This is a genomic window from Leptospira fainei serovar Hurstbridge str. BUT 6, from assembly GCF_000306235.2.
Lineage (GTDB): Bacteria > Spirochaetota > Leptospiria > Leptospirales > Leptospiraceae > Leptospira_B > Leptospira_B fainei.
In genome coordinates this window covers 136,129-162,281 of sequence record NZ_AKWZ02000002.1, presented here as the reverse complement: position 1 = coordinate 162,281, position 26,153 = coordinate 136,129, and the positions used below count along the sequence as shown (strand labels likewise).

Below are 26,153 nucleotides of genomic sequence, written 5' to 3'. Positions count from 1 at the left end.
CTTATTGAATTGTAAGCGTAAAGCCGCCGCCTGTGCTGACCGGGACGACAACACAACGAATCGCTAAATTAGTCGTAGATACGTTCGAAATCGTATCGTTTCCGATATTTTCGCTTCTAAGCTCGACTTTACTGAAGTCCGAGGGAGTTAGCGTGTATCCTTCCGCACCGATCCAAAGATCCGCTTCTCCAGAACTGACCGAGACCGTAAACGTCTCGGTAGAAGTGCTATCACCCACGAATTTATAAAAATAATACGTAAAGTTTTGGCTCGTAACTGCGGTGCTACTTCCTCGAACAACCGTCGTAATGGAAGAATCGGCACATCCTAACGTCGGGACAGGAGTAAAGCTGGCACCGTAGGCCGAATATAATAACGCCGCCGCCGAATCGTTCGAGCTGGTGGAATTACTGCTTTTGGTGTGGCAAGTCCATAGAACTGCCGGGAATAAATATACGAGGATAAAAGGGACTTTGTTGATTCGCACTATGCGTTCTCCCGAATCAATGGCTCTGTATAGTTAAGAACCCGCTTAGGGCCTTTCGGCTCCCTAAAAAGAAAAATGGTTTGGAAATTGTGCAGGGAAATATGCGAACGCTCGAATCTAAGATTGGAATCATTTTGAGCTGAGCCTTCTAATCGGGATCGTTTAGAAATAATGGAAATTCTGCTTTATGCTCGGATAGAAAACGAGAATATTCTCAAAATTACCTAAACAAATGATGGCGTTTTTAGTCTAAAATAAAAGCGTTAGGACGGTCAGTAAGGTTGCAAATGACCGGATTTTAGAAGAAGTAGACGGGATTTGCCCGAGTGCTCCCCCTGCTGGGCTCGAACCAGCGACCCAATGATTAACAGTCATTTGCTCTACCGACTGAGCTAAAGGGGAGTTTCCTCGGTACGACGCCTATTTTTTCGAATTGGGGTAGGTTGGCAATGAAATTTCTTTGAGACATAGCCATTTTTCCAACCAGAATGAACCGAGAAAATTCAGTCAAAACGAGAACTGTTTGTAAAAAATGCTTTGGTAGATTTGGAAAGTCGAGATAGCGTGACATAATCCAAAAACGCAATATATCCGACCGGAGTTTCATATGAGGAGCATGCTATGAAGCTAAATAGACATTTCACTAAGCCAACTGAAGGCTTTTCCGCAGAACTTAACTGGGCCAAACGAAATTCTAGGATTTCAAACCCGGACGGTTCCGTTGTATTTGAAGCAAAAGACATTCTTGTCCCGGAACAATGGTCGCAAGTTGCCGTAGACATCCTCGCGCAGAAGTATTTTCGACGAAAAGGCATTCCTAAATACTTAAAACGAGTGGAAGAAAAGGGAATTCCGCATTGGCTGCAACGCTCCGAACCGGATATGGAAAAATTAGAATCCTTGAAGCCGGAAGATCGCTTTGGCGGAGAGACTTCAGCTTTGCAAGTGTTCGAACGTTTGGCGGGTTGTTGGACCTACTGGGGTTATAAATACGGATACTTTACGGATGAAGATAGTGCCAAAGTCTTCTTTGACGAAGTTGTTTTCATGCTCGCTTCTCAAATGGCTGCTCCTAATTCCCCTCAATGGTTTAATACTGGTCTTCATTGGGCTTATGGAATCGACGGAAAATCTCAAGGGCATTTTTACGTCGATCCGAAAACTGGAAAACTGGTTAAATCGGCCTCCGCCTACGAACACCCGCAACCGCATGCTTGCTTTATTCAGAGTGTAGACGATGATCTCGTAAATGAAGGCGGGATCATGGATCTTTGGGTCCGCGAGGCTCGCCTATTCAAATACGGTTCCGGAACCGGAACCAATTTCTCTAATCTTCGCGCGGAAAACGAATCCCTGTCAGGCGGTGGAAAAAGCTCCGGTTTGATGAGTTTCTTAAAAATCGGCGATAGAGCCGCAGGAGCGATTAAGTCCGGAGGCACCACTCGGCGAGCCGCGAAAATGGTTTGTTTGGACGTGGATCATCCGGATATCGATCGTTTCGTAGATTGGAAAGTTGAAGAAGAAAAGAAAGTCGCCTCTCTCGTTACCGGATCGATACTAAATAACCGCCATCTGAATGCGATTATGAAAACCTGCTACGAGGTTGAGGGTCCGGATCGCTTTGATCCGAAGAAAAACGCGGCCTTAAAAAAGGCCATTGTTGAGGCAAAGAAAGTCTTAATTCCGGATAATTATATCAAGCGAGTGATCGATCTCGCTAAACAAGGATATAAAGAAATCTTATTTGAGGAGTTGACTACCGATTGGCAATCGGAAGCGTACAATACCGTTTCAGGTCAGAACAGTAATAACTCAGTTCGCTTACCGAATGAGTTTATGACTGCCGTAGAGCAAGACCAAGCTTGGCATCTTTATAATCGCACGGAAAAAGAAAAGGCGCTGAAGGAGAAACGTTCTCCGAAGCCGTCAAAAACGATTCGTGCCCGCGAACTTTGGGACCGAATTTCCTATGCAGCCTGGTCTTCCGCAGATCCGGGAACTCAGTATCATACGACGATCAACGAATGGCATACATGTCCGGAAGACGGGGATATCCATGCATCCAATCCGTGTTCAGAGTATATGTTCTTGGACAATACTGCTTGTAATTTGGCTTCCGCGAATCTTCAGAAGTTCATCAATCCGGAAACTCTCATTTTCGATGTGGAAGGGTTTCGATATCTTTGCAGCCTTTGGACGATTATTTTAGAAATCTCAGTTACTATGGCGCAATTTCCTTCGAAGGAGATCGCTGAACTATCATATAAGTTCCGGACTCTCGGTTTAGGGTATGCAAACCTAGGCTCCGCGTTGATGATTATGGGAATTCCATATGATTCTAAGGAAGCCATGGCAATCACCGGTGCAATCACTAGCGTTATGCATATGACCGCCTACTCTACTTCCGCGCAAATTGCCAAGGAATTAGGTCCGTTTGCCGGATACGAAAAGAACAAGAAGCATATGCTCCGTGTAATACGAAATCACCGCAGAGCCGCGTATAATGCTCCTTCTCAGGACTATGAAGGACTCACTATTAAACCGGTTGGAATCGATCCGGCCTTCTGTCCTTCGTACTTACTAAAAGCCGCTCAAGAGGATTCCGATAAGGCCCAAGAGTTGGGAGAAAAATACGGATATCGCAATGCGCAGGTCACCGTAATCGCGCCTACCGGGACTATAGGCTTGGTTATGGATTGCGATACTACAGGTATCGAACCCGATTTTGCATTGGTAAAATTCAAAAAATTAGCAGGCGGCGGTTACTTCAAAATCATCAATCAATCCGTTCCCCTCGCTCTTAAAAAGCTAGGCTATTCTCCCGCAGAGATTGAATCGATTATCAACTACTGCAAAGGTCACGCCACATTAAATGGGGCTCCCGTAGTGAATACGCAAAGCTTGAAGGAAAAAGGCTTTACCAACGAAATTTTGGAAAAGGTGGAAGCGTCTCTGCCTTTGGCGTTCGATATTAATTTTGCCTTCAATAAGTTCAATCTTGGAGAGGACTTTCTACATAAGAATCTCGGCGTACCGAAAGAAACATACGATTCCTTTGGGTTTAATCTTTTGGAATACTTGGGTTTTTCGAAAGATGATATAAATAAGGCTAACGACTATGTTTGCGGAACGATGACTATCGAGAACGCACCGTATTTGAAAGAGAAAGATTATCCTGTATTTGATTGCGCGAATAAATGCGGAAAATACGGGAAGCGTTACTTATCCTACGAATCGCATATTCGAATCATGGCGGCAGCTCAGCCGTTTATCAGCGGAGCGATCTCGAAAACAATCAATCTTCCGGAAGATGCGACAGTCGAAGATATTAAAAACGCATATTATCTTTCTTGGAAAGCGATGGTTAAAGCTAATGCTCTTTATCGTGACGGTTCTAAACTTTCACAACCTTTAAATTCCGTTCTCGAGCTATTGAACGGAATCGAATTGGAGGATCAGGAAGAAATCGCCGAAGCAACGGTATCGAAAGATCCGATGCAATTTGCGGAAAAGATCGTTTATAAATATATTTCTCATCGCCGTAAATTACCGAACCGTAGAGCGGGCTATACTCAAAAAGCTGTCGTCGGTGGGCACAAAGTATATCTTCGAACCGGAGAATACGAGGACGGCCAGATCGGAGAAATCTTTGTCGATATGCACAAGGAAGGTGCCGCGTTCCGTAGTTTGATGAATGCATTTGCGATTTCGGTTTCTTTAGGACTTCAGCATGGAGTGCCTTTAGAGGAGTTTGTAGATGCTTTTACGTTCTTCAAATTTGAACCGAATGGAATCGTTACCGGAAATAAACATATTAAGATGAGTACTTCCGTAATTGATTTTATTTTTAGAGAACTTGCGATTACTTATTTGGGCAGATATGACTTAGGTCAAGTTGCGCCAGAAGATCTTCGCGGCGACGAAATCGGATCTAGAAAATCCTCCGAATCGATTCGTCAGACCGATACCTCGACCCAATCTTCGTTCTCTGATACTCCTCGTTCCGAGCCGGAAACTATCTCTTATTCTCAGATGATTGCTAAGGAGAAACCTTCTTCAGGAATCGCTTTAATGGAAGAAATTAAGATGGCTAAGATCAAGGGATACACCGGCGATTCTTGTACGGAATGCGGATCATTCGAAATGGTTCGGAACGGATCCTGCTTAAAATGCATGTCTTGCGGTGCGACCACGGGCTGCTCTTAACCTATAAGTAAAGGAACGGGAAATTTAAGAAATAAGAGTACCGTTTGTTTCGATGCAATGATAAAAGCCCTTGGTGATTCACCACGGGCTTTTATTTTATATAAGATCGAGTAAAATTCGTCCTATTTGTTCTACTATTTACGAGTTAGCTTTCACGTTTACAGCCAGTTTTACTGACAGATAAATTTGCCTTACGCGAAAAAAAGCACATTCATATTATTGAATATTGAAGTAGAGACTTGAAAAGCTATTTACTTGAAAATTTTCGTATTCTCAATTCGACTCTGTTTACTCGAGAAGAACCGACTTTGATTAAGCGAATTAAATGAATTATAAAAGTATTATGGGGTCGGGCCGATCGGCGGCGCTCCAGGAGGTCCTCCGTTTAAACCCGGGATTTTAACTTCTGGCTTTTGCAAAATTCCCGTAATCGGGAGACATTTTCCCCCTCCGCTTTTTTCTAAAAGTGCAAGCATTCCGACTATATCTTCCCGTTCTAAGGCGAAGTTACGTTCCAATTCTAGGCATACTTTCAGATTTAATTGGGAAAAGCCGAGAGAATCGGAAAGTCGAATATTTCCGGTTATGTCGAAGCGTGCAATGGACGTATCCAAAACAAATTCGTCGATATCCAAATTCCCTTGGTTAAGTCTAGATTTAAGCGATAATTTATTGATTCTAAAATTCTCGAGTTTATCCAGGACTGGAAGTTCAGGTAAGCCGGGAAGAAATCCCCTGCTTCCGGAAGGCATCCCTATTTGAAAAGACCCGCTTTGACGGCTTGCGGGTAAAGCGATAGAATCTAATTTTAAAAAACCTTTTAAGGAATCGATCGTGCCTAGCGGATTCCCGTCGTAATCAAGTTTGATTCCAGAAATCCGAAATTCGCCGTTGATTTTCTTGCGAAGCAAAGATATAAGACCGGCTTGTATGCTTGCTTCGTTGGCCTTTGCGCGAACGCTAGGGCCGTTAATTTCCAGGGATTTTGCCGAGATTTCCCCAAATATGATGGAAACTTTAAGTTCCCTAAAAGATAAACTGGAAGGACCTCCCGGGCCGGAGTTGATAGCGCTTCGAACTATATTTTCGTAGGGGAATAATAGGAAAGAAAAGAAAAGAAAGAAAAAAACTCCCAATCCGACTAAGATCAATTTTTGCTTTAAGCTGAAACGCGGAGAAATATCCTCCTCTACTTCTTCGGGAAGTTCTTCCAGTTCCATAGTGAGGAATTCTTCTTCCTCATTTGAAATAGCTTCTTCTTCTCTCAGTTTTTCTCGCGGCATCTTTTTTACCTGGCCTTTCCACTGTATGCGGCGATCTTCATGTTTACGTCGTAAGTACTGCGGTCTTGATACGGCTTGCTAACTTGAAAGAACTCCACTTTCGCATTGACACGCTTATTTTTATCGATATCGTAAACGACCTTCATCATCGATTCCAAAGTGACGCCTCGAAAATTCACGTCGAAAATCAAGACCTGATATTTTCCTTTATCGATGTCCTTTGCCGGAATCGGTTTCATGGTCGAAATTCTATCTTTCACCCCGTGATCTAAAAATATTTTTTCTAGCTTACCGGAGAATTCGCTCGGATCTCTCTCTCCACCGGTCGTGTCTAACGTGCTAAAATATAAGTATTCACCGATGATTTTATCCAGTTTGGCAAGTTGGCCAGGGGTATCATTTACGGTATCGGATAAATCAGTCCTGAGTCTGTAAATTTTCCTGCCTGCGACAAAAAGCAAGGCTAGAATCACCATCCCACCCGCGATTAAAAGAAGGAGGCGTTCTCGTGGTTCTAGTTTCTGCCACATAAAACCTGCATCGGCTTAAAGTTCGGACTCGCCGACCTTAGAAGCCACCTCCATCTTGATTGTGAAACTGACTTTATACGTTTTGAGTCCCGGGTTAATCCTATTATCTTCGATCGTGATTTTTTTGAACATCTGGGAATTTTCCAGCGATCTTTGAATGATTCCGATTTCAGAATATTCATTTACCCTTCCTTGGATCGATACATGTCCGTTGTCGTAGGTAAGACTATGAAATTGAAAAGCCTGTAGCCCGGGATCGGGAAACTTCGTAGAAATTTCGTAAAACACGTCTAGGATACTCGGTTTTGAAAGGTATTTACGGTAAAGTTCCGTTCGACCTTTTGCCTCATCCTTTAACTTTCTTGCATATTCCAACGGGTCGGCGTCCGCTGGGACGGTCGTGCCGATGCTTGCCTTTACTTTTTCAGCCAGTATTTTATTAGCGGCGGCAAGCTTGCGCTTATCGGAAATTATGCCTAGAAAGAAGACGCTCAAAAACAGAGCTATCGATATTCCTGCTAAAATTAAATGAGGATGGAACGCGGATAAATCGAAGAGGTTTTTGTTTAAGCGTTTTACATAAGGTGTTTCTAAAAAATCTACTTTCGACTTCTTTGGAAGGGTAAGCTGGTAAGCCATCCCGTAGCAAGTTGCGTAAAGATCCGGGTTAACCGACAGAAAATCGTATCTCCGAGTTTGAAGGGATAATTTCTCTCCCAAAAACGAATCTAGATCTCGAATTTTACTCCCTTCCCCAGAAATATAGATCGCTTCCGGTCTTTCGGTTTCTCCGACTGAAAGAAAGCTTCTTCGCGCCTCTTCTGCGACCCGATCGAAGAATTCCTGCACTACCGAAAATGCTTTTTTTACATCTGCGATTTTCAGTCTGTATTCTTTCGCGAATAAATTCAATCCGTCTTCCGGAGGATGGAACGGCTCGAATTGTAGACTAGTCTTGAGTGCATTGGCTTTCTCTAAGTCGATCTTCAGCGCCTTGGCAATCTCTTCGGTCAGGGTATCGCCGCCAAGAGAAAGGAATCTCGTATGGACTATTTTCCCGTCTTTCGTAATATTAAGAAGACTTGTTTTTCCCCCGATATCGATTTGCGCAACATTCGAAAAAGGAATTTCTTTTCCGATATGTTTCGCGATTAAGGAACCCAGACAAATGGAATCCACAAAAATCCCGCGAAAAACCGTTGAACCTTCCCTGAACGGATCTGCTAAGGTATCGAATTCCGCGTGATGTGCCGTATAAGTAATAACGTCAGATTTTTCTTGATCGATTCGCCAGATTGAACCTAGTACCTCTACCGTTTCCATAGGAAACGGTACTCTACTTTCAACCTCATACGGTATTACTTCTCTAACTGCTTTTTCAGTAGTAAGAGGGATTGAAATTTCCCGTATAAAAAGTTTGTCCAACGATAATGCTAAGACTAAGGAGGATTCTCCGGGAAAATAAGTGTTTAAAAACCTTTGTATATTGGTCTCATATTCCTTTTCTTCCATCCGCGAAATGGGCATCGATTCCGCTTTCAATAAAGTAAGATTCCCCATAACTCTTTGGAAGAGAGCCCCTTTAATTGAGCAGGTACCGTAATCGATGGTGAGGAATTTTTCGTAGAGGAACATCAATCCTCCCTATAATAAAGCATCATATTGTTTGTTAGATCAAAAATTCCCGTAATCCTACGAACGGCGATTTTACTCGAGGTTTCACCCTCCGATTGCTTCCCCGAATCTAAGGGGACTTCTCCGACGGCGGTGATCCTGAAGATCTCTCCCTTTGTTTTGATCCTTCCACCGGATACATCCGTTCCCTCCCCGGCCAATTCTTTATAAAGTGTAATTCCTCCTACGGAGGGAACCTGAAATTCCGGGAGATTTTCTACGTCTTTTGTATCTTTGATATAGCCGCCCTTCTGAATCTTCAATTTTAGAATTTTCATCGCCGCCTGTCGGGTCATAAAATCGGATAGGGACATTAATACGAAGTACGGTGCGGCATTCAAGTTGATTCTGTCATCGTAATTCCTCTGGAAAGGGACAAAGGCGGTCATATTGTTCGCCAGTACAAAGTCCGCTTCTCCTAATAAGACTTTTTCCTCTTCTGACATGAAATCTTTGGAATTTTTTTGGTCGTAGTCCGGAGGCTTTTGGGAACCGTAAACGATTCTCGGGTCGAATCCTTTTACTGAAGTGAGTTCCGAAAGGGAATAGAGATATGAGTTCTTTATTTTTCTAGGAGGGATTAGTTTTTCATAGTAAGGAGCTTCGCTGCTCCCTTGAGAATCGTCGTCGATCCAGTCGATTAAAGGCGTTAATAGCCCTCTCTTCAAACCCAAACGCTCTAAAAGACGTTGGGCCATTTCCTGGTTTCGCAAGTTGATATCTTTCGTATCAGCGTTATAAATGGAATTTAGATTTATTTTTCCGTCTTCTCCCTGAATTTTATAGTAGATGAAGCCTCCACCTAAAGGAACCGGCGGAGGGCTTAGGCCGATTCCGGATTTATATAGCTGCTCTTCCGGGATTTTCCGTAATGCTCCGAGTCCGCCTTGAAAGCCGGCCTTCGCAAGGAGCAACGCGCGAAAGCCCGACATTTCCCCTTTCGATATTTTGTATTCGCTCAAACTACGGTCCGCGAAATCGAGCGTGGTCGTAACCGCTGCCATCCCGATTCCCGCGACAAGTAGAATCACAATGGCGCCTCGCCTTCTTGAAAAACGAAGGCCTTTGTATCGTAAACCGTAACTGCCGAGATTCATTTGTATAAAATCCCCGGAAATGCGAGCGTCTCGAATCTCCTCTCTTCGGTTCCGATTTTCGCGATTAATTCTATACGTATCAGTCGAGGAATATTCTTTGCTTCTCGAGAATCCCATTCTTCTTCCCACTTGGAACCGGTACGGGAAAATTTAAACGCAAGACTTTTGACCCCGTTAAGCAGGACATATTCTTGACCTCCCGCAAACGGGAATTTATCCACGATTTGATCTTCGCGTCTGATTAGGAGATATCCGGGTGCATCCTCGTCTTTTTTTAGGAAATATTCCACTTCTCTTACTTCGGGCAACCCGGTCTCTTCCGAGTTGGGATGAGTGGCGGCAAATACGATAAAATAATCGTTACTACTCTCTCTCGGGTGCTTATTACCGTCTTCCGATTTGCGGCCTCGTCTACTCACGAATACGAGTCTCTTTTCTGTGGCAAAGAAAAAAGTCATCGCGAGCGTGCTTCTTATGTTTTCCAAGGCCAACATTGCTTGTTGCTTATCGGAGCCTTCTGCGCTGGAATTATCCCTAGAAACTCTCAGCAGGGAAGTATATGTACCGAAGATCATTACTAAAAGTCCGCCGAGTAACATAGCAACAATCGATAATTCTAATAACGTAAATCCTCGGCGGTATCTCCGCTTCGTCGGGAAGAAAAATCGAGGACATCCAAAATTCCTTGTACGAAGCATTAGTTCATCGACGCCTTAAAAGTTTCGACGGTATACTTTTCTTTTTTAATGTCCCCTTGGCTGTTTCTTTCTCCGGTGGGATATTCGATGGTGACGTATATATGAAAAACTTTGATCAAACCTCCAGTGGCCGAACCTTGATTATTTCCGGTCCTCTGGCTTATCAGTTTGTTCATTTCGGAATTACTCCCGCCGAGCAAATCTTCGGGTTTTTTTCCGCCTTTTCCAGATAGCTTCAGCAAATCAAGATCTTCTTCGTTTATTATCGTGCTATAACGGAATCCGCGATATCCCGGAATATCTCCGGAAGAAACATCTTTTTGTAATATACTTGCGGAATCGATTTGGGCCATTTTGATTTTGGCTAAATGGACCGCTTCGGTCTGAAGCGTAGCTAATCGCTTTAAGCGAATTCCGTCGCCAACCGTTCTCAATACGAAGGCTATCCAACCGGCTGCGATCAGGAGAGCTATAGTGATTTCTATTAAGGTAAAGCCCGCCCTTTTTCTTTTCCGTCGCTTATCGCGCTTTTTAGAACTGGCTGGTACCGTTATTCTCATTTTGTTTATACCAATCTAGTTCGTCTTGAGGAATTAAAGCCTCGCCGTCCCTAATTTCGGATTTTCCGCCGTATCTCCTAACTATCAACGTCCGCTTGATTTCCGGGTCGGGTCCCAGATGTATATAAAAATCTTCGGCTATCGAAAGGGGAGAAAAAGGAATTCGAACCTTACCCTTTACGTAACGATATCCCCGCGCATCCATTATATCTACTATCGAGGAGGAAGACGGCAACTCCCGCTCTTGAAAGATCGGTTTTTCCTTCATCCCTTCTTCTCCTCTCTCGACTTCGATGACGGTATATTTCTCTTCGTCTATGTTTAACTCCAAGAAAATCGTTCTCTGATTCAGCTTTGCTCGACGATAGCAGAATGCGACCACATCATGTAAAAGCGTAGCCTCTTCCTGAGCCCCGGGGGTAAACATTTTTGCAACGGAAGGAAGAACTAAAATCATGATTGCCCCGATTATAAAAACCACGATCGCAATTTCGATTAAAGTAAAACCGGCACGGCTTGTCCGCCTCCTTCCCCGCATTTAATTTACTTTTTCTTAAACTGAGCCGGATAATCTTCCTCTTTCAATATATTAAAATCGGCATTTGCACCTTCTCCGCCTTCTTGTTTATCTTTACCAAGCGTGATGATTTGCATTTCACCGTATTCGTCGAATTTGAGTTTATAGATTCCGCCCCAAGGGTCTTTGATGATGTCCTTATTGCTAGCCATCGGACGCCAATCTTCAGGCACGTCTCCGGTGGTAGGCTTTTCCACTAAAGCTTCCAATCCCTGCTCTTCGCTGGGATAATTTCCGTATTTTTGCGCATAACGCTCTAAGTGCATTTGAATTTCGCGGCCTTCTTTCCGGAGTTCCATAGATGCCGTATCGTCCTTAATGTCTCCAACGTTAATGCTGGAGATTATAATCGCCATGATCGCGCCCAAGATTGCTACGACGATAGCTAACTCTATCAATGTGAATCCCTTTCTGCGTTTGTTTCCCGTTTTCAAGTCGGTTCTCCTATTTATCTTAATTTTATTATATGCCCTTCAAATTCTGGGTCAAGCTGAACATTGGCACTATAATCGAAGCCATAATAATACCGATCGCGAAACCCATGAATACCAGCATCAACGGCTCGATTGCCTGAGTCATAGCTTTCAAAGAATTATCCACTTCCGAATCGTATATTTCCGCCAACTTATTCATCATTTCTGGTACTCTATCGGAAACTTCTCCGGCAGACATCATTCCCAGTACCATCTGAGGAAGAATTTCCGAACTTAAAAATGAGGAGGAAAGTTTTTCTCCTTCCCGAATTCGGGACGCCGCGTTTCGAATTTCTTCTCCGAAAATAGTATGGTCCACGATTTGTTCTACGATTTGCAGGGAAATTATTAACGGGACTCTATTGGTCAGCAGGATTCCTAAATTTCTTGCGAAGTTTGAAATCAATACTTTCTTTGAAAGGCCGCTGATGATGGGAATTTTGAGAATAAATCTTTCCCATGCCAATTTCCCTTCCGCAGTGCTTTTATAATATAAAAATCCCGAAATGGAAATGATTAGCAAAGGAAAGAGTAAAAACCACCAATCCGTTACGATTCTCGAACTTCCGATTACGATCTTAGTGATCAACGGCAATGGAGCGTCGAATTGGATGAATAATTGTTCGATTTGTGGAACGACCGTGGTTAAAAGAAAGATAACGACCCCAAATAGCAAAACAAAAATGATGATCGGATAAACCAATGAAGTCGTAACTTTTGATTTTAACTCTTGGTTTTTTTCCTCCATTTCCGCCAACCGAATTAGAGCCGTTTCGTAATCTCCGGTCCGCTCACCTACCGAAACCAACGAAGGATATTGATTCGGAAATATCTGCGGATGTTTTTTCATCGCGTCGGACAGAGAGCTTCCTTCAGTGATATCCGCCTGCATCGCTACAACGACTTTCCGAAAGACATCATGATCCGTCTGTTCCACGATATTCGCCAAGGATTTATCCAAGGGAATTCCCGCGCCGACTAATGTTCCCAATTGGCGGCAAAACATTCCGATTACTTTTCTCGGAACCCGATATAGTAGGTTCGCTAAAAAAGGAAAAAGTTCCCGATCTTTTCGCTCGGTATCTTCCGAAATAAGTCGAACATAAAGTCCTTTCGATTTTAATTTGGTTCTAGCGGATTGAATATTAGGAGCATCGATGATTCCTTTTTCTTCCTTCCCTTTTCGGTTGAAGGCTATGTATGTGTATAGAGCCATGTGAATAAAATCAGGTTACTCGGAGCACTTCATCCGGAGTTGTCACTCCGTCTAAAACCTTGCGAATTCCGTACTCTCTCATCGTAAAGAAACCGTTTTGGATCGCTATGTCGTTAATTTTCGTGGTATCGAGTCCGGCTAAAATTGCGTCTTTAATCGTATTACTAATCACTAAAAATTCGTAAATGCCGGTTCTTCCCTTGAAGCCGGTTCCCATACAGTTGTGACAGCCTTCTCCTTTATGAAGGTGTCCGTTCTTCAGCGCTTTTCTCGCAATCCCGAGAGCTTCAAGTTCCACCGGAGTCGGTTTATAAGTAGTTTTACATTTCGGACAAATCGTTCTAACGAGTCGTTGAGCTAAAAATCCCAATACAGTCGAGGTAATTAAATACGGTTCTATTCCCATATCCACTAGACGCGTAGCAGCCGATGCAGCGTCGTTCGTATGCAGAGTAGAGAACACTAAGTGACCGGTTAAAGACGCTTGGATTGCGATTCTGGCGGTTTCTTCGTCCCGGATCTCTCCCACCATGATTACGTCAGGGTCTTGTCGTAGGATCGCCCTTAGGCCGGTCGCAAAAGTCAGACCGATTTTATCCTGCATTTGCATTTGAGAAACTCCCTCGATCTGATATTCGACTGGGTCCTCGCAGGTGATAATATTTCTCTCTTCCGTATTTAATTCAGTCAATGCGGAATAGAGTGTCGTGGATTTACCGGAACCGGTAGGTCCGGTTACTAGTATAATTCCGTGAGGTTGGTATATAAGCTTCCGGAGTTCCTTTAATAAATCCGGATAAAATCCCATGGTCTCCAAGGAATATTTTTGATCTGTCTTGTTTAAGAGACGCATTACGATTCGCTCTCCGAATTGACACGGAATGGTTGAAACCCGGATATCTACGTCCTTTCCCGCCAATCTAAGCTTGATCCTACCGTCCTGCGGAAGACGGTTCTCCGCAATATTCAAATTGGACATGATCTTGATACGAGAGGTGATCCCGGCATGATAGGACTTCGGAGGAGTTAGCACGTTATGCAAAATACCGTCGATTCGGTATCTTACTACTAAGCTTTTTTCGTAAGGTTCAATGTGAATGTCCGATGCTCTTTCGTTCACTGCTTGCGAAAGGATGACGTTGACCATCTTGATGATCGGCGCATCGTCGGATAAGTCGATTGTTTCGTTATCAAATCCTTCCGCGAGTTCGGAAAAACTTCCTTCCATTTCATTGAGAAGGTCTTTTGCCGCTGCCGAAGTCGTATCGAATTGAGAATGAATGATTCTCATAATCTCCGGTTCCGGTGCGAGTATGAACTCTACTTTATAGTCTCTAAGACTAAAGCGAACATCGTCCATCGGATGCAAGTCGCTAGGATCGGAGATTGCCACTTTTACGGTCTTTTTGGAAACCTCGAAAGGCACTAAGCGGCTTTTTTGGATTAGCTTAAGAGGAATTCTCTGATAGATTTCCTCCATGCCCTTAAATTCCAATTTTTCTTGGAATTCCATTCTATACAGGCGGGCCATCGCACGCAGTACGTCCACTTCTCCCGCAATCCCTTTCTTTTGAAGGATATGCCCTAACGGGAGATTGTTTTTTTTCTGGAGTTTAAGGGAATCCTCCAGGTCTTTCGAGGAGATGATTCCCTCTTCGACGAGTATATCGCCTAGAGTTTTCACGTTTTTATTCCCCTCTTTCTTTGATCGTAGTTTCCTTATTTAGGATCCTTTCTCTTTCCAATTCGTATCTTTCTTGCTGGAGTTTTTTCTTGGCGGTCATTTTATCAGCTAGCTCGCGATTATCCAGAATATGCGGAGTGATAAATACCATAAGGTTCGTTTTCTTATTCGACTCGGTGGTCCGTCGGAAAATCCAACCGAGATACGGGATATCCCCTAAAAGCGGGATCTTAATGAGTCGCTTCTCCTTATCGCTAGAAATTAGACCTCCGATAACGATCGTTTGCTTATTTTCCAACGTAATAGTAGTTTTTACTTCTCGTCTGTTGAACGTGGGGTTTCCTCCGGTCAGAGCGATGGAGGCGATATTTTTGATTTCCTGAAGCAAATCCAGCGTGATCTTGTTATTCTTGTTTACATGCGGCGTAAACTTCAGCTTGATCCCTGTCGGTCTATATTCATAGTTATCGACGGTAACCGCGTTGGTTCCCCCCATTCCGGCATTCCGACTTTGGGTTCTCACCGGGACGTCCTGGCCCACGTTGATTTCCGCTTCTTGATTATCGAGGGTCAAAACTTGCGGCGCCGATAAAACGTTGAAGTTTTCGTTTCCTTGATTCGCACTCAAAATTCCCAGAATCTGCTGGGATCCTGCTTGCACGAATCCTAATGAAAATCCGGACAAAGTGTTTACGTTCGGATTCATCCGTCCGCTGGAATTAATGATATTTCCTTCTTTCGCTAAGCCGGAGTTAAATTGGCTATACGGACCCTGATTCAAATATCTCCAATCGATCCCGAAATCGTTTTGGTCGGTTGAAGAAAGCTCTACGATAAGTACTTCTAAGAGAACTTGTTTTCGTGATGAATCTAGGATCCGGATAATTTTACGGATTTCGTTCCATTCCGCTTCGGTAGCGGTTACAATAACCGAGTTGGATTCCTTGTGAGAAACGGCTTTAATTTTTTCGACTTTAGCGGGCGGCGGAACCGGTGCGCCCGGCTGTCCCGGAACCGGCGTAGGCTGATCTCCGACAACCGGGTTATCCAGCTTAATTAAAGTAGCCGCTATTTTCTCCGATTCACTATGTTCCAAGGTATAGATATGAATATCGCCTGCTGAAGAAATGGAACCCGGCGTCGTTTCTCCCGGCTTAGCATCCAGCTCGTTGATAAGCACCATTAACTTGTTAATATCCGCCGTGGAACCGGAAAGGACGATTGTATTAGTATTACGATAAACGATGATATCCGTATTAGGAGAAGTTAACCTTTTTAAAATCGGTTCCAGCTCTTCCGGCTTTACGTTCTCGATCGGAATAATCTGGGTGATGATTCGATTATCGCTAGCTTCGGATTCCGTAATCGGTTCTTTACCGACTCTGATAAAGGAAGATCTCGCTAATGCATCTTTGAGTTTAACGATCGTTATTAAATCCGTCTCTTCGACGATTGCGAAGCCCATCGATTCCAAGACCGCTTTCATGAATGCGAACGCGTTTTTGACCGGGATTTCTTTCTGTGAAATGATGGTGATTTTCTTTCCCTTTAAACTTTCGTCCAAAAGAATATTCTTCTTAAGGATCGCGCTCATACCTTTAAGAAAATCGTTCAATTCGGTATCTCGCCAATTAGCGAAGAAGGTTCTTTCTCTCGCATCTTCCGTCGGCGTTGACGAACGTTTGGATCCTTTCTTTGCGGATTGGGAAAAGATCGTTTCAGTGGAAGTCAAAAACAGTAATAGTGTGATTGTGGCTGTTTTAAGGTACTTGACTTTTGGTTCTAAACTTCGCATGCAACCTTCAATTTCGAATGATAAATTCATAGGAGAGGACCTTGCCTCCTCGTTCCACGTCTACGGAAACTTTTTCCGCAGTTTTAATGGAATTCCAGATTTCGAGCATCTTTTCGGTCTCATTCAAAGGCATACCATTTACTCTTCGAATTACATCTCCGCTTCTCGCTCCCAATGCATAGAAAATATGGTCGTTTCCGATACTATAAATCTTATAGCCGGTAATCGCGTTATTCTCCATGTAAGGTCCAAATCTGGCGTTTTTGTAGATACCTGTCGGGTCTTTTAACTTCTTGTTAACGTCTTGTCTGGATAGAATTTTGCGGATCGAGTCCCCGGTCGCCGTATTCTTTTGGCCTGCATCTGCCGTTGCCGGTCCCGCACCCAATTTGGCTCTGGCTTCTCCCGGAGTCTGCCCGATTTCCACTTTTAGAGAACCGCCTCCTTTTTCCAGTACAACATGAGTCAGATTGATCGCCTTAATTTTATAGCCGCCTACCATTTCTCCGGTAGCAAACTCTTCCGCGGCCTGTTTTCCTTTTTCGAGAATCGTAACTCGAGCAAAACTCCAGTGACCGCTGAGCGTTCCGGTGATTCTCATTTCTTCGCCTTCTCCAGTATCCGGTGGGAGTCCCGATTCGGCACCTGCACCCGCTTCACCCGGCAATGGAGCTAGACTTCCCCGGAATAAATTTCCTGTAACCATTTCTTCGTAGGAGGTCATCGCAATGTTGATCGGAGGGGCGATTCTACGGATGGACGCATTCGATGAGCCGGTCTGGATATCGGGTGTCAGAAATAGCAAGAGTACTCCCCTAAATAAATACGCTAAGGAAAGGGAAAACAAAATAACGATCGGAATAAGGGCGTAAAAAGTATTCTTCCGTAATTCGATAAAAAACGCGTTCATTAGTATCCTTAGCCTTCCTCAGAACCAGCACCCGATATAGGAATCTCCTTCTGCTAAAGGGGAACCGGGGTCCGATGGGCAAAGATTTCTATGGGGTAGTTAAAGTCTCGCCACCTTTCCTGTTTCCAGGTTAGTGACAATTTTTAAAGTTTTCCTAAGTGCGATTTCCGGGTTGATCCTAGTACCATTTAGAAACACTTCAAAATGAAGGTGAGAACCGGTGGCAGAACCGGTGCGACCTACTCCACCTATGACCGTTCCGGCTCTAACTTTGGTTCCCTGCTCGACAGTTATTTTCGCACAATGTGCATACATTGTTTTGTAACCGTTTCCGTGGTCGACAATTACCGTATTTCCGTAACCGCCGTTAACCCCGGCAAAGGAAATTGTTCCCTCTGCGGATGCTAAAATCGGGGCTCCCTGCGGACCCGCTAGGTCGATTCCAGTGTGATAGCCTCCGCTCCCTGTATGGAACGGGTCCTTTCGGCGACCATATCGCGAAGTGATTCTGGAATTTACGACAGGCGTTAAAAAAACTCTTCGATGTTCGATTTTTTGTCGGGTAGCATTTGCCACCTTTATCGGTACGCTCAAGCTTTGGCCCACCTTTAAAACGGAGCCTTTCTGAAGGCCGTTAGCCTCGGTGATGCGTGCAGCCGTTGTTTTCAAAGTTTTGGCGATTCTAAATAGCGTATCTTTCGGTTTTACGATATAACTCTTGATGATTATGCCGCTTTGGTGAACGATCTTAGAGGAAATGATCGGATTAATATTAATGAATGCGGGCAATTCGATATTCGACTTGTCCTTATGATAGCTAACTGCCGAATACTTGTCCGCTTCCCATTCATCCGGAGATTGTGAAAATAATTGCTTTATCTTTCGCTCTTCGCGATCGGTGAAGAACGAAGAATCTTTGCTGGTATAATCGTTAATAGCCGAATCGTAATTTTTAAGAGGATCGGCAGATAGCGACGAGGCGACGAGCGCCGAAATTATCGGAAGGTAAAGAATCGTCCGGTTCACGTATTTAATATCGGTCCGCCGTACTTCGGTTCTTGAACCGGTCAGACAGGGCCGCTTATTTTTTCTTTTTATATTCCGTGAGCTCATTATCGATCAGTCTATCCAAGTCTTCAATCTTAATGGATTTTTTCTCGAAATCGTCGTTCACCTGGTAAGCCAAAAGTCTCCCGATCGCATGTTCTCGCTTTTGATCGGCTGGGAAGCATTTGATTTTCACAAGTGAAGGGGTCGATTCTATATATATCCGAACTAGCATTCCTTTCTTAAAGGTCTCAGTCGGGGACACTTTCGTATCCTTCTTGAGCGCATACACCTTATCTTGGTAATACGTATTGATATCGGATAATCTATCCTGCTTAATCAACCTGGATCCGCAGTGCAATAGCAGTAGGGCCAAGAGAAAAGCGGGTATTCGCACCATTTCAGGCAAAGGTTATTCGGGGACCGGAAGGGATAAACTAGTTTTTCGAAAAAAAGCGTTTAGGTGAACTTTTCTCGCACCTGTTTTCCGTATGGAAGATGTCCGACTGATTCGATTAAAAGGGGCTTCTCTGGAAGGTTTGCAGGCATTTCCTGTTCAAGTTGAAGTCAATTTGAAACGTGGAATACCTCGCTTCACAATTACCGGATTAGCTGCCACTGCCATAAAAGAATCCGCCGATCGGATTAGAATAGCGATCGAAAATAGCGGCTTTGATTACCCTCTTTCAAACGTTCTTGTTCACTTAGGACCGGCTGGGAGAAAAAAAGAAGGTACTTATCTCGATCTGCCGATTGCCGCCGGACTTCTCACGCTCACTGGACAATGGGATCGAACAAATCTGTTAGAAGATTTATTGCTGTTAGGAGAATTGGGATTAGACGGAAGTCTTCGTCCGGTGAGAGGTATCCTACCGATTCTTCAACAAACCGTAAAAGATACCTGTACGGGAGTTGTCGTTCCTTTCGAAAATCGCCAGGAAGCGGCCTTACAGAGTAAGTTTCCTATTTATTCGATTCGGCATTTGCGGGATTTGGAAGCCCTACTTTCAGGAAGAGTAACTCCGGAAAAAAAGGAATCTTTGAAAATTAAGAATGAATCTTTTCGCGAAAGAATCGAGATCTATCAGGATCAGATGCCTGGATTACGAGCGATTCAAATAGCCGCCGCAGGTTGGCATCATTGTCTCTTATCAGGCCCCCCGGGTGCCGGAAAGAGTCTTCTCGCGAGACTTGCTTTCACTCTTTTGCCTCCGATACGGGAATCGGAGGCGCTTGATCTCCTGTCTCTCCGTTCCCTTCGTGAATTGGTATTCGATTTGGAGGTTGCTCGTCCATTTAGAAGTCCCCATCACACGACGTCGGATATTGCTCTCGTCGGAGGTTCCCGGGCTTTGAATATGGGCGAAGTCACTTTGGCGAGTCACGGAATTCTTTTCCTAGACGAACTGGCAGAGTTTAGACCTGGGACCCTGCAGGCATTACGAGAGCCGATGGAAGAAGGTCTTATTACCGTTTCACGAATATCCGGTTCGATCACCTACCCCTGCCCTTTCCTACTTATCGGCGCGATGAATCCATGTCCATGCGGTTACTTTCAGGCTTATGATCGACCTTGTTTTTGCAAATTTCAAAGAGTGCAAGCCTATCAATCATCGGTGACAGGACCGTTTATGGATCGTATCGAAATATTTTTTCATTTAAAGACCGGAAGCAAGCCGAATCGAGAACGGGTAACGATCGACCTAGGACTTCTGCGCGGATCGGCCGCTAGAGCCGCAAGAATGCAGGAAGCCAGGTTATATCAAAAAACAGGAAAATTATATAACGGTGCACTGCGAGGAGAAGAAATATTAGAAACGATTCACCTTTCGATAAAATGCAGGGAGTTGGTTGCAAAGGCGGTTCAGAAACGAGGGCTTAGCATTCGAAAGGCGCTTCAATTGAGAAAAGTGGGAAGGACAATCGCCGATTTGGAAGAAAGCCAAGAAGTTGAGGAGAGACATTTGGAGGAGGCCCTTGTTTTCCTAAATTCCGGATGGTTTCCGGAAAACAGGGCCGCTGCCTAAGTAGGTTCTTTCGACGTTTTTATTTGTGGTTACTTTGACAGGAAATGCGAGAGCTCCATTGCGATCTTATCGATCGCGAAGTCGATATAACTTTCGTCTTCGATCTTCTTCTTGTAGTCCTCGAATTTCCGCTTTTTGATTGGAATTCCTCGTTTTCTCAGTATCACCGGGTCGGGACCGAATTGCTCGGTCTCGGCCAGGTTGCCGAGAATTTGGATGCTTTTCATAGTTACTTCCTTGTAACGATTTAAGGTCCTCATCCTTGAGAACCCGCAGACAATTCGAAAATCGACCTGAATTCAAGATCGCTTAACGAAGGTTTTCAAAATAGGTTACGATAAAAAACTAGTTCCCTTTTTTCGTTCAAAAAGGCCAAACAGAAAGAGACAAAACATCGTTTTAAAGAAACGTGTCTGGATAAATAAATTTCTGCCGCCAATTTCATCTTCGTTTCCTTCTTTTTATTGAAGGTTTCTAAAGGATGTGCAAATAAACTGCTGTTCCAATGCTTCACTTCCGTAAAAAATACCAGGTTTTCCCGCAGGCTGATTATGTCGATTTCCGCGAATTGTAAGCGGTAATTTCTCTCTAAAATCGTATGCCCGCCTCGAATAAGAAAGTTTACGGCTGCATCCTCTCCGAGTTTTCCCTTTTTCTGCTTTCCGCGTAAGTCGGGCATACATAAGGATCGGTTTCGAAATCCTTGTTATCGGTGAACTCTTTTAGGCTCTTAGATTTTTTCGTTAATGCGCATTGGTAGCTTCTTGTAAATCCAAAGCCTTTACTATAAACAAATGATTTTCTTTCACTAAATCGACTAGAATTAAATTTCGAACGAACGTGCCATACTCGTCTTTTACAATCCGAATGCTTGGCCTAAGAGGCTTATCCGGATTGGAGCTTAAAACGATTCCGACTCTCTTATCCGAAAGTTCAACGCAAGATCCGACCGGATAGAGAGAAACATGATTTAAGAACGTGCGGACGATTTTTAGGTCAAATTTACCGACATCCATGCTGATCATCGATTTAATCGCTTCGTGAGGTAAAATTCGTTTTCGATGTGGACGATTCGTAATCAATGCAGAAAAATTGTCCGCAATTGCATAAATACGGGCTGCCTCTTCGATCGCGCCGGCTGCCAATTTTTGAGGGTATCCTTTACCGTCATATCGCTCATGGTGCTGTAACGCGACAACTGCAAGGCTATTCTTCATTTTTATTCTTTGGGTTAAGATTTGGTAGCCAATGATTGTGTGTTTTAAAATGGATTTATATTCTTCGTCGTTTAGTTGATCCGTCTTTTCGGATACCGTTGCCGGAACCTTTGTCATACCGACATCGGCAACCAAGCAAGAGATAGCCAAGTCCACCATTTTGGGGCGCGAGTAATCCAATAGTTTCCCGATGATTAACGCGTATAGAGTGGAATTCGTGATTTGGTTATAAAGATAATAGCCCGGATTATTCATCCCTAAAATTAAGTATGAAAGATTACTATGAGCACGGACGAAATCCGATAGACTTTCCGCTTGGTCCCGAATCGGGCCGAAATCAAAACTTTTATCCTCTGCCGCCTTTCGATAAACGTCCTGAACGACGTTAAACGTGGATTTGTACAAGCTGGAAAATTGGATTTTAATTCGATTTAAATTATCGTAAATCCCTTTTAACGGAAGTAGATCCTCATCGACTATCGTACTTACAATGATGTCTTCGATCTGCGTTTCTAGAAAATCGGGATCGGTGATCAACTGCAATGGATCTCCGTGAGTCAGGACCTCGGTAATTCCAAAACGTTTTAGACGTTCTAGGTCGGAGTCCGTGATAGGTGTATTGGAAGTGATAAAGAGGTTTTCTTTATCCAGATAAACTGGCTTAGAAAACCGCATTCCCGGTTTAAGTTCCGCCACACTTACTTTTTTCATCTTTTCAAATCCTTATTACATTTCACTTGGCACGTTTTCTCCTAACAAGTATGCGAAAACCGCTGCAACTGCCCGATATAAATTCTCCGGAATTTCCTCTCCTACAGGTAACGGGGATAAAGCCTCGGCCAATGGAGCGTTCGCTACGATTGGAATCTTATGATTCTCGGCCACTAGGCGAATTCGATCGGCTAAAATACCTTCTCCGGTTGCTATGACTTTAGGAGCCGATTCGCGATCTGGCACGAACTTAAGAGCAATTCCTAATTTCATGCGTTCCATTCCCTCCTCTGGTAGGAAGGTTTGTACGAAATTCTGACTTCTTGGAATCGTACACCGTATTCTTCCAGAAATTGCATGAATTTTTTCCGATTTTCTCCCATATGCAAGTACATTTTAAAGCTACTATAAGTGGCTCCTAGAATCAAGTCGGAAGCATCCCTTGCCTTCCATTGAAGGCGATATAAACTCGGTTCCCGGGTTTTGCTTTCAATGCGCAAAATAAAAACTTTGCCCTGAGCATCCTCTCCCAGATATCCTTCCGCCTGTCCTTCCTTTGGAAGTTCCCAGGAAAAAACCGGGGTATCCGATTTCCAATTTAGAAATGGAAAATACGTTTTCAGGAACGAAAGAATTCCTTCCTGGGACTGTGGACCATCCTCATGTTTCAGAATTTTTTCCAGAGTTTCAAATAACCCCGTTTTTGGAGGAGAAAGAACTTCGTTTGATTCCGGCTTCTCCGTTAGTCGTCTTTCCCGAATTCGCCATTTGGATCCTTGGCTAGTCAGGAAACGTTCTAATTTTAACTCTTCTCCCTCAAGCAAGGGAGTTTCAGTGCGAACTTCGTGCGTCTCGCCTTCCCAGAATAGTTTCGCTTTTCCTTCCCTACTTCCTTCTCTAACCCAGACTCTAAAAAAAGGAGCTTCCTTGGATTCGCCGTCAAACGTTTCCGGCGGCGAAATGAGATGGATGAACCCGATCGAGTCTACGCTTCGGACTGGCTCCGCGTTAGGATTTCGGACCTGCGGTACCTTAGGAACTTCTCGTGGATTGAATGGAATAGGAGGGATTGGACTCATTGGAATTTCTTTGTAAAGGAGCGTCGGTGAATTTTGCAGAGACCTAAGGTTCGAATCGATTCCTCATGTTTTGCGCTACCATATCCCTTATGAGATTCGAATCCGTAACCGGGAAATTTAACGGCAATTCCCGTCATCCAACGATCCCGGGTTACTTTTGCGATGATGGAAGCCGCCGAAATGCTTACAATACGGGAATCCCCCTTCGTATAATAGTGAGACTTAGACGAAATGAGCTTGGATTCGGGATATTTAGAAAAATTATAATTTCCATCGATCAGGAGAGTCAGTGAACCGCCTACTTTCGCTATCGGTGCCCGAAGCGCCATTCTGTAACACTTCTGAATGCCTTCAAGAACGGCACGATTGATCCCGTTGCGATCGATGAAGGAGTGGGATACGAAGGTGTGACAGCAAATACTGGCAATGGCACGTATTTGGGAATAGAGTCTTTCTCTCTTGGATTCGGAAAGTTTCTTGGAATCGTTCAATCCAGGCAAGCATTCACCGGCCAAGATAGATTCTAAAATTTCCGGAGAAAATGCGACGAGTGCGAGCGATAAGGGACCTGCGTAAGGTCCCCGACCCGCTTCATCAATTCCACAGGGGATCCCGTGGGGGAAAAAACGGGATTCTTCCGGTTCGAAGTTTCCCGTCGACAAAGGTTCTTATTCCGAAGCCGGAACTCCGGAAGTGGTCGCCGCAGCATCGGCAGCCGCTTGGCGTTTTTTATCTTCGGCTACTAAGGTTTTTCCACCTTTCAATTCGCGTATACGAGCCGATTTGCCGGAACGTTCGCGGAGGAAGAAGAGCTTAGAACGACGAACTCGTCCCTTACGGATTAGTTCGATCTTTGCGATTCGAGGTGAATACAGCGGAAATACTCGTTCAACACCCACATCATAAGAAATGCGTCGTACGGTGAAAGACTTTCCGTTACCGCCGTTGGCGATAGAAATCACTACCCCTTCATATACCTGAATGCGCTCTTTTCCGGATTCTTGGATTTTATAATGTACTTTAACGGTATCCCCGACATTGAAATTCAGGGTACGGTTAGGGTCAGTGGGCAATCCGCCCTTAAGAAGTTCTTTCATAGATTCCTCGTTTTATCGGGGTTGATTCTCTTTCTGTTACTCTCGCGCCAAGATTCAATTGCAGCGTGGTTTCCGCTAAGTAGAACCTCGGGAACTTGCCACCCGTTATATTCGGAAGGCTTCGTATATTGGGGATACTCTAGTACGTCCCGATCATTATGCGACTCGTCTTCCAGACTTTCTTGGTCGCCCATAAATCCCGGCAAAAGCCTGGACACTGCATCTACTATACAAAGGCTGGCCAAATCTCCGGCTGAGATTACATAATTTCCAAGGGACAGTTCTATGTCAACAAGATGTTCGGTAACTCGATGGTCCACGCCTTCGTAGTAACCGGATATGAGAGTGATTGGGCCCTCTTTCTTTGCAAGCTTAACTGCTATTTCCTGAGTGAATGGAATTCCGGAAGGAGTCGTCATGATCACGAGTCCTTTCTCTTCTCTCAACGATTGGAGTGCGAGATGAACTGGCTCGACTTTCAATAGCATTCCCGGACCGCCGCCATAAGGAGTATCATCCACTTTAAAATGCTTATTGTTGGAATAGTCACGGAGATGTACTACATTGATCGAGAAGACTCCGTTTCGAATCGCCTTTTCTTGAAGCCCTTCGGCAAAGTAGGATTGGATTTTAGAAGGAAAAAGAGTGATAAAGTTAAACTTCATCCCAAATCTCCGGGTTCTTAAGAAAGATTTTCCCGTCGGCCAGAATTACCTTCCCGACAAACTGATCGATAAAAGGGACTAGAATCTCTTTCTCCCCTTCTCGAAACAATAAAATCGGATGCGCAGGATTTTCCATGATATCCTCCAAGATCCAATTCAAATCCTCGCCGGATTCTGCGATTCCGCGAAGACCCTTGAGTTCGAAAAGATAGTATTCATCACCTTGACTCGGCGGAAAGACTGAGCGATCCACAAAAACGCTCGCCCCGGTCAACTTTGTCGAGTCTTCCGGACTGCTATAATCCTGGAAACGAAGGTGAATTCTACCAGAATGAATCTTAGTTTCCAATAAAATTAGGGAAAGGTCAGGTTTACCCGGAAAGCGAAGAGTGACGGACAAGGGATGTTTGAGAGTAGGAAGGGAACTATCTTGGGCAACAAGCCGGATGAAACCCTTTAATCCAAAGGGTTTCCCTAGCTTACCGGCAAGGATTAGATTCTCAGTCAATAATTTCCAGGGAGATATTTTTGCCCGCTTTAATGGAAGCAGCAGTTAGAATTGCGCGTAGAGATTTTGCAATCCTGCCGTTTTTACCGATCACTTTCCCTACGTCTTTCGGAGAAACCCTCAGTTCTAAAACCGTTTGCTCCTCGCCTTCTATTTCCGTTACGGAAATCTCCTCCGGATAATCTACCAGGGAAGTTACGATGTAGCGGATTAGTTCTTCCATTACTTCTTAGCGGCTTGTTTGTATTCCGCCCAGATTCCCTCATTTTTAATGAGGTTCAGTACGGTTCCCGTAGGTTGAGCACCCTTTTTTAGCCAATCCAAAACTTTCGTTTTGTCTAAAACGGTTTGTCCTTTGATTTCCGCCGGGTGATAATGCCCTAGAATATCAATAAACTTTCCGTCGCGAGGAGAGCGGCTATCCGCTGCTACGACCCGATAGTGCGGGTTGTTTTTGGCTCCAGTTCTCTGTAATCTGATCTTAACCAAAGTAAAAATCCTTCGTTGGATACGATGGCAAACTGAAGCACAGTTTGCCTTAATAAGCCATTTTTTAGAGCCGTTACCGACTGTCAAGGTTTTACGGCATTATGTGCCTTGTTTCCCTTTCAT

Annotated in this window: 28 protein-coding genes and 1 tRNA gene; 2 read left to right on the top strand and 27 right to left on the bottom strand. The window is 44.2% G+C overall.

Features of this window, described 5'->3' with window-relative positions; all coding sequences use genetic code 11:
* Window position 1: 1 nt before the first annotated feature.
* Together LEP1GSC058_RS02140 and LEP1GSC058_RS02135 are read right to left on the bottom strand one after the other, a co-directional pair.
* The gene (locus LEP1GSC058_RS02140) at window positions 2-487 is read right to left on the bottom strand and encodes a hypothetical protein (RefSeq protein WP_016547915.1); all 486 of its coding nucleotides are present in this window, start codon (window positions 485-487) and stop codon (window positions 2-4) included.
* Window positions 488-816: 329 nt separating this feature from the next.
* Window positions 817-889, bottom strand: a tRNA-Asn gene (locus LEP1GSC058_RS02135).
* A 219-nt stretch (window positions 890-1,108) separates the two neighbouring features.
* Between LEP1GSC058_RS02135 and LEP1GSC058_RS02130 the strand changes: the two genes are divergently transcribed.
* Entirely contained in the window at window positions 1,109-4,693 is a 3,585-nt protein-coding gene (locus tag LEP1GSC058_RS02130) for a vitamin B12-dependent ribonucleotide reductase (protein ID WP_016548289.1), read from the top strand.
* Between the two features lie 341 nt (window positions 4,694-5,034).
* Here LEP1GSC058_RS02130 and gspN read toward each other — a convergent pair whose 3' ends face one another.
* The 14 genes from gspN to LEP1GSC058_RS02060 form a co-directional block, all read right to left on the bottom strand.
* Window positions 5,035-5,976 (bottom strand): type II secretion system protein GspN, encoded by a 942-nt coding sequence (gene gspN, locus LEP1GSC058_RS02125; RefSeq protein WP_016548057.1) that lies wholly within the window; start codon window positions 5,974-5,976, stop codon window positions 5,035-5,037.
* 5 nt (window positions 5,977-5,981) lie between these two features.
* Window positions 5,982-6,506, bottom strand: coding sequence for a hypothetical protein (locus LEP1GSC058_RS02120; RefSeq protein ID WP_016547879.1), 525 nt, complete (start codon window positions 6,504-6,506; stop codon window positions 5,982-5,984).
* Window positions 6,507-6,521: 15 nt separating this feature from the next.
* Window positions 6,522-8,141 carry a pilus assembly protein PilM gene (gene pilM / locus LEP1GSC058_RS02115; protein WP_016547844.1) on the bottom strand — a complete coding sequence of 540 codons (1,620 nt, stop codon included), beginning with the start codon at window positions 8,139-8,141 and terminating at the stop codon, window positions 6,522-6,524.
* A complete protein-coding gene (locus LEP1GSC058_RS02110) occupies window positions 8,141-9,277 on the bottom strand; it encodes a type II secretion system minor pseudopilin (protein ID WP_016548017.1) in 1,137 nt (378 codons plus the stop codon). The genes pilM and LEP1GSC058_RS02110 overlap by 1 nt, the downstream gene beginning before the upstream one ends.
* A complete protein-coding gene (locus LEP1GSC058_RS02105; RefSeq protein WP_039947921.1) occupies window positions 9,274-9,975 on the bottom strand; it encodes a type II secretion system protein GspJ in 702 nt (233 codons plus the stop codon). Before LEP1GSC058_RS02105 ends, LEP1GSC058_RS02110 begins: the two co-directional genes overlap by 4 nt.
* Window positions 9,975-10,535: a type IV pilus modification PilV family protein gene (locus LEP1GSC058_RS02100; RefSeq protein WP_016548002.1), complete on the bottom strand. Its 561-nt coding sequence runs from the start codon at window positions 10,533-10,535 to the stop codon at window positions 9,975-9,977. The genes LEP1GSC058_RS02105 and LEP1GSC058_RS02100 overlap by 1 nt, the downstream gene beginning before the upstream one ends.
* Window positions 10,507-11,073 (bottom strand): type II secretion system protein, encoded by a 567-nt coding sequence (locus LEP1GSC058_RS02095; protein WP_016547784.1) that lies wholly within the window; start codon window positions 11,071-11,073, stop codon window positions 10,507-10,509. Before LEP1GSC058_RS02095 ends, LEP1GSC058_RS02100 begins: the two co-directional genes overlap by 29 nt.
* 5 nt (window positions 11,074-11,078) lie before the next feature.
* Window positions 11,079-11,546, bottom strand: coding sequence for a type II secretion system protein GspG (locus tag LEP1GSC058_RS02090; RefSeq protein WP_010419359.1), 468 nt, complete (start codon window positions 11,544-11,546; stop codon window positions 11,079-11,081).
* 28 nt (window positions 11,547-11,574) lie between these two features.
* Window positions 11,575-12,801 (bottom strand): type II secretion system F family protein, encoded by a 1,227-nt coding sequence (locus LEP1GSC058_RS02085; protein ID WP_016547989.1) that lies wholly within the window; start codon window positions 12,799-12,801, stop codon window positions 11,575-11,577.
* A gap of 10 nt (window positions 12,802-12,811) precedes the next feature.
* On the bottom strand, window positions 12,812-14,485 hold the full coding sequence (gspE, locus tag LEP1GSC058_RS02080; RefSeq protein WP_016547947.1) for a type II secretion system ATPase GspE: 1,674 nt from the start codon (window positions 14,483-14,485) through the stop codon (window positions 12,812-12,814).
* Window positions 14,486-14,489: 4 nt separating this feature from the next.
* Window positions 14,490-16,280, bottom strand: a complete 1,791-nt coding sequence (gene gspD / locus LEP1GSC058_RS02075) for a type II secretion system secretin GspD (protein WP_039947961.1) — start codon at window positions 16,278-16,280, stop codon at window positions 14,490-14,492.
* Window positions 16,281-16,287: 7 nt separating this feature from the next.
* Window positions 16,288-17,190 (bottom strand): type IV pilus biogenesis, encoded by a 903-nt coding sequence (locus LEP1GSC058_RS02070; protein WP_016548054.1) that lies wholly within the window; start codon window positions 17,188-17,190, stop codon window positions 16,288-16,290.
* Window positions 17,191-17,289: 99 nt separating this feature from the next.
* The gene (locus LEP1GSC058_RS02065) at window positions 17,290-18,303 is read right to left on the bottom strand and encodes a M23 family metallopeptidase (RefSeq protein ID WP_084680328.1); all 1,014 of its coding nucleotides are present in this window, start codon (window positions 18,301-18,303) and stop codon (window positions 17,290-17,292) included.
* On the bottom strand, window positions 18,272-18,637 hold the full coding sequence (locus LEP1GSC058_RS02060; RefSeq protein ID WP_039947919.1) for a type II secretion system-associated lipoprotein: 366 nt from the start codon (window positions 18,635-18,637) through the stop codon (window positions 18,272-18,274). Before LEP1GSC058_RS02060 ends, LEP1GSC058_RS02065 begins: the two co-directional genes overlap by 32 nt.
* 91 nt (window positions 18,638-18,728) lie before the next feature.
* Between LEP1GSC058_RS02060 and LEP1GSC058_RS02055 the strand changes: the two genes are divergently transcribed.
* Window positions 18,729-20,264, top strand: a complete 1,536-nt coding sequence (locus LEP1GSC058_RS02055; RefSeq protein ID WP_016547850.1) for a YifB family Mg chelatase-like AAA ATPase — start codon at window positions 18,729-18,731, stop codon at window positions 20,262-20,264.
* A gap of 29 nt (window positions 20,265-20,293) precedes the next feature.
* Here the strand turns inward: LEP1GSC058_RS02055 and LEP1GSC058_RS02050 are convergent, their stop codons facing one another.
* The 11 genes from LEP1GSC058_RS02050 to rpsP all read right to left on the bottom strand — a co-directional run bounded on the left by LEP1GSC058_RS02050 (window position 20,294) and on the right by rpsP (window position 26,030).
* Window positions 20,294-20,491 carry a hypothetical protein gene (locus LEP1GSC058_RS02050; protein WP_010419372.1) on the bottom strand — a complete coding sequence of 66 codons (198 nt, stop codon included), beginning with the start codon at window positions 20,489-20,491 and terminating at the stop codon, window positions 20,294-20,296.
* Between the two features lie 95 nt (window positions 20,492-20,586).
* Entirely contained in the window at window positions 20,587-20,943 is a 357-nt protein-coding gene (locus tag LEP1GSC058_RS02045) for a YraN family protein (RefSeq protein ID WP_016548229.1), read from the bottom strand.
* Between the two features lie 64 nt (window positions 20,944-21,007).
* Window positions 21,008-22,192 carry an HD-GYP domain-containing protein gene (locus LEP1GSC058_RS02040; protein WP_016548039.1) on the bottom strand — a complete coding sequence of 395 codons (1,185 nt, stop codon included), beginning with the start codon at window positions 22,190-22,192 and terminating at the stop codon, window positions 21,008-21,010.
* Window positions 22,193-22,207: 15 nt separating this feature from the next.
* Window positions 22,208-22,465, bottom strand: coding sequence for an EscU/YscU/HrcU family type III secretion system export apparatus switch protein (locus tag LEP1GSC058_RS02035; RefSeq protein ID WP_016548254.1), 258 nt, complete (start codon window positions 22,463-22,465; stop codon window positions 22,208-22,210).
* Entirely contained in the window at window positions 22,462-23,271 is an 810-nt protein-coding gene (locus LEP1GSC058_RS02030) for a hypothetical protein (protein ID WP_016548260.1), read from the bottom strand. The genes LEP1GSC058_RS02035 and LEP1GSC058_RS02030 overlap by 4 nt, the downstream gene beginning before the upstream one ends.
* A complete protein-coding gene (locus LEP1GSC058_RS02025) occupies window positions 23,268-23,933 on the bottom strand; it encodes a ribonuclease HII (protein WP_016547791.1) in 666 nt (221 codons plus the stop codon). The genes LEP1GSC058_RS02030 and LEP1GSC058_RS02025 overlap by 4 nt, the downstream gene beginning before the upstream one ends.
* 6 nt (window positions 23,934-23,939) lie before the next feature.
* Complete coding sequence (gene rplS, locus LEP1GSC058_RS02020) at window positions 23,940-24,368, bottom strand: 50S ribosomal protein L19 (protein WP_016547792.1); 429 nt, start codon at window positions 24,366-24,368, stop codon at window positions 23,940-23,942.
* Window positions 24,365-25,033, bottom strand: a complete 669-nt coding sequence (gene trmD / locus LEP1GSC058_RS02015) for a tRNA (guanosine(37)-N1)-methyltransferase TrmD (protein ID WP_016547958.1) — start codon at window positions 25,031-25,033, stop codon at window positions 24,365-24,367. The genes rplS and trmD overlap by 4 nt, the downstream gene beginning before the upstream one ends.
* Window positions 25,023-25,541 (bottom strand): ribosome maturation factor RimM, encoded by a 519-nt coding sequence (gene rimM, locus LEP1GSC058_RS02010; RefSeq protein ID WP_016548027.1) that lies wholly within the window; start codon window positions 25,539-25,541, stop codon window positions 25,023-25,025. Before rimM ends, trmD begins: the two co-directional genes overlap by 11 nt.
* Window positions 25,534-25,764, bottom strand: coding sequence for a KH domain-containing protein (locus LEP1GSC058_RS02005; RefSeq protein ID WP_016547940.1), 231 nt, complete (start codon window positions 25,762-25,764; stop codon window positions 25,534-25,536). Before LEP1GSC058_RS02005 ends, rimM begins: the two co-directional genes overlap by 8 nt.
* Window positions 25,764-26,030 carry a 30S ribosomal protein S16 gene (gene rpsP, locus LEP1GSC058_RS02000; protein ID WP_010569700.1) on the bottom strand — a complete coding sequence of 89 codons (267 nt, stop codon included), beginning with the start codon at window positions 26,028-26,030 and terminating at the stop codon, window positions 25,764-25,766. The genes LEP1GSC058_RS02005 and rpsP overlap by 1 nt, the downstream gene beginning before the upstream one ends.
* Window positions 26,031-26,153 lie beyond the last annotated feature (123 nt).

What these genes read in the sequence shown, in the direction of transcription:
- LEP1GSC058_RS02130 (WP_016548289.1), top strand. Translation starts at nt 1,109, where the DNA reads ATGAAGCTAAATAGACATTTCACTAAGCCAACTGAAGGCTTTTCCGCA.
- gspN (WP_016548057.1), bottom strand. Translation starts at nt 5,976, where the DNA reads ATGCCGCGAGAAAAACTGAGAGAAGAAGAAGCTATTTCAAATGAGGAA.
- LEP1GSC058_RS02120 (WP_016547879.1), bottom strand. Translation starts at nt 6,506, where the DNA reads ATGTGGCAGAAACTAGAACCACGAGAACGCCTCCTTCTTTTAATCGCG.
- pilM (WP_016547844.1), bottom strand. Translation starts at nt 8,141, where the DNA reads ATGTTCCTCTACGAAAAATTCCTCACCATCGATTACGGTACCTGCTCA.
- LEP1GSC058_RS02110 (WP_016548017.1), bottom strand. Translation starts at nt 9,277, where the DNA reads ATGAATCTCGGCAGTTACGGTTTACGATACAAAGGCCTTCGTTTTTCA.
- LEP1GSC058_RS02105 (WP_039947921.1), bottom strand. Translation starts at nt 9,975, where the DNA reads ATGCTTCGTACAAGGAATTTTGGATGTCCTCGATTTTTCTTCCCGACG.
- LEP1GSC058_RS02100 (WP_016548002.1), bottom strand. Translation starts at nt 10,535, where the DNA reads ATGAGAATAACGGTACCAGCCAGTTCTAAAAAGCGCGATAAGCGACGG.
- LEP1GSC058_RS02095 (WP_016547784.1), bottom strand. Translation starts at nt 11,073, where the DNA reads ATGCGGGGAAGGAGGCGGACAAGCCGTGCCGGTTTTACTTTAATCGAA.
- LEP1GSC058_RS02085 (WP_016547989.1), bottom strand. Translation starts at nt 12,801, where the DNA reads ATGGCTCTATACACATACATAGCCTTCAACCGAAAAGGGAAGGAAGAA.
- gspD (WP_039947961.1), bottom strand. Translation starts at nt 16,280, where the DNA reads ATGCGAAGTTTAGAACCAAAAGTCAAGTACCTTAAAACAGCCACAATC.
- LEP1GSC058_RS02070 (WP_016548054.1), bottom strand. Translation starts at nt 17,190, where the DNA reads ATGAACGCGTTTTTTATCGAATTACGGAAGAATACTTTTTACGCCCTT.
- LEP1GSC058_RS02065 (WP_084680328.1), bottom strand. Translation starts at nt 18,303, where the DNA reads ATGAGCTCACGGAATATAAAAAGAAAAAATAAGCGGCCCTGTCTGACC.
- LEP1GSC058_RS02060 (WP_039947919.1), bottom strand. Translation starts at nt 18,637, where the DNA reads ATGGTGCGAATACCCGCTTTTCTCTTGGCCCTACTGCTATTGCACTGC.
- LEP1GSC058_RS02055 (WP_016547850.1), top strand. Translation starts at nt 18,729, where the DNA reads ATGGAAGATGTCCGACTGATTCGATTAAAAGGGGCTTCTCTGGAAGGT.
- LEP1GSC058_RS02050 (WP_010419372.1), bottom strand. Translation starts at nt 20,491, where the DNA reads ATGAAAAGCATCCAAATTCTCGGCAACCTGGCCGAGACCGAGCAATTC.
- LEP1GSC058_RS02045 (WP_016548229.1), bottom strand. Translation starts at nt 20,943, where the DNA reads ATGCCCGACTTACGCGGAAAGCAGAAAAAGGGAAAACTCGGAGAGGAT.
- LEP1GSC058_RS02040 (WP_016548039.1), bottom strand. Translation starts at nt 22,192, where the DNA reads ATGAAAAAAGTAAGTGTGGCGGAACTTAAACCGGGAATGCGGTTTTCT.
- LEP1GSC058_RS02035 (WP_016548254.1), bottom strand. Translation starts at nt 22,465, where the DNA reads ATGAAATTAGGAATTGCTCTTAAGTTCGTGCCAGATCGCGAATCGGCT.
- LEP1GSC058_RS02030 (WP_016548260.1), bottom strand. Translation starts at nt 23,271, where the DNA reads ATGAGTCCAATCCCTCCTATTCCATTCAATCCACGAGAAGTTCCTAAG.
- rplS (WP_016547792.1), bottom strand. Translation starts at nt 24,368, where the DNA reads ATGAAAGAACTTCTTAAGGGCGGATTGCCCACTGACCCTAACCGTACC.
- trmD (WP_016547958.1), bottom strand. Translation starts at nt 25,033, where the DNA reads ATGAAGTTTAACTTTATCACTCTTTTTCCTTCTAAAATCCAATCCTAC.
- LEP1GSC058_RS02005 (WP_016547940.1), bottom strand. Translation starts at nt 25,764, where the DNA reads ATGGAAGAACTAATCCGCTACATCGTAACTTCCCTGGTAGATTATCCG.